The organism is Kitasatospora sp. NPDC093558, from assembly GCF_040683475.1.
GTDB lineage: Bacteria > Actinomycetota > Actinomycetes > Streptomycetales > Streptomycetaceae > Kitasatospora.
The window spans coordinates 1-1255 of the sequence record NZ_JBFBDY010001255.1 but is presented as its reverse complement, the minus strand read 5'-3'; the positions used below and the strand labels follow the sequence as shown (position 1 = coordinate 1255).

The 1255-nt window shown below is 73.2% G+C and carries 1 protein-coding gene and 1 pseudogene; both read right to left on the bottom strand.

Going from position 1 to position 1255, the window contains the following annotated elements; genetic code table 11:
• Positions 1–72: 72 nt before the first annotated feature.
• Positions 73–873: pseudogene (locus tag AB0O00_RS40145) on the bottom strand (chitosanase).
• A 48-nt stretch (positions 874–921) separates the two neighbouring features.
• On the bottom strand, positions 922–1255 hold a 334-nt coding region (locus AB0O00_RS40140; RefSeq protein ID WP_363659605.1), incomplete at its 5' end, for a hypothetical protein.

The window sequence follows — 1255 nt, the reverse complement described above, 5'->3', positions numbered from 1 at the left end:
CTGGTGATCGCACCGGGGAACACCGAGAGGGGCGGTTGCGCGAGCAGCCGCCCCTCTCCCCGTCGTACGGCGTCAGTGGTCGATGCGGAACGACTCGCCGTAACCTTCCACGCCGGCGGCGTGCTGAGGTCGAGGTTGCCCGCGCGCAGGAACACCGGCTGCTCGGTGTCCACGCGGTCGGTCTCCTCGTGGGCGGCCTCGGTCTTCATCGCGGCCCGGCGGGCGTCGAGGAAGGCCGCGAGGTAGGTCCTCTCGTCACCGCCCTGTGCGGGCATCTTCGCCTTGCGCATCGCGGCGGCGCGGATGCCGCCGAAGCTCACCGGTTCGTCGCCCGGTCCGTGCATGACGATGGCGTCGTAGTAGGCGAACTGGCTGGGGGCGCGCAGCCCGTCGGTCTGCGCCTGCATGACGGCCGGGTTGAAGTGGACGCGGTCCCGCTCGTCCTGCTGCGCCTGCTGGAACGCCGGGTCCTGCGCGGCCTTCTTCCAGTCGGCGACGAAGTCCGGGTCCAGGCCCGAGTGCGAGGCCGAGCCGTTGACCTTTCTGCAGCACCGGGAGGTACTTGCCGAGGACGTTGCCGGGCTTGAGCTGCTCGTAGTGCTTCACGAGGTCGAGCATGTCGCCCGTGCCCGAGCAGAAGCCGATGATGCCGCCGGTGTAGCCGCGGCCGTCCTTGATGTCCTCGATGGAGGCGAACTGGGCCTTCCAGTTCGGCGAGGAGGTCTCGGCGCTGGACACCAGCTGCTGGGCGATGTCCTTCAGGTGCGGGTCGTTGAGGCCGGCCGCCGTCGCGGTGACGGCGGTGACCAGCACGGCGGCCACGGCGATGTTCAGGGCCTTCGGCCGGGACGGACGGGCGTGGGCGGACGGCATGCGTGTTCCGGGAGTCGGACGGTACGGAGGGGTGCGGCCGTCGTCCGGTCAGGCCTGGGCGGTCGGCACGGAGTCGGGCTCGGCGGGGATGGGCTCGGCCTCGGCGCGAGGGGACTGGGCCGGGACGGAGGGGCGCTCGGGCAGGGCGGCGCCGGGGGTCAGGCGGAAGCGCTCCGGGCGGGCGACCGTCCGGCGGTCGGCCGGGGCGACCTTGTCGCGGCGCTCCAGCCAGGCCCGTAGGCGGTCCCCGGCGCTGCGGTCGCGCTCGGCGTCGGCCGCGGCCGAGGGCGCGGCTTCCGCACCCCGGCCGACGCGACCGCCAAGTCGCCGTCCTGGCTGAACGACCCCGCGCTCTACCACAACCGCGGCGACTCGACCTTCG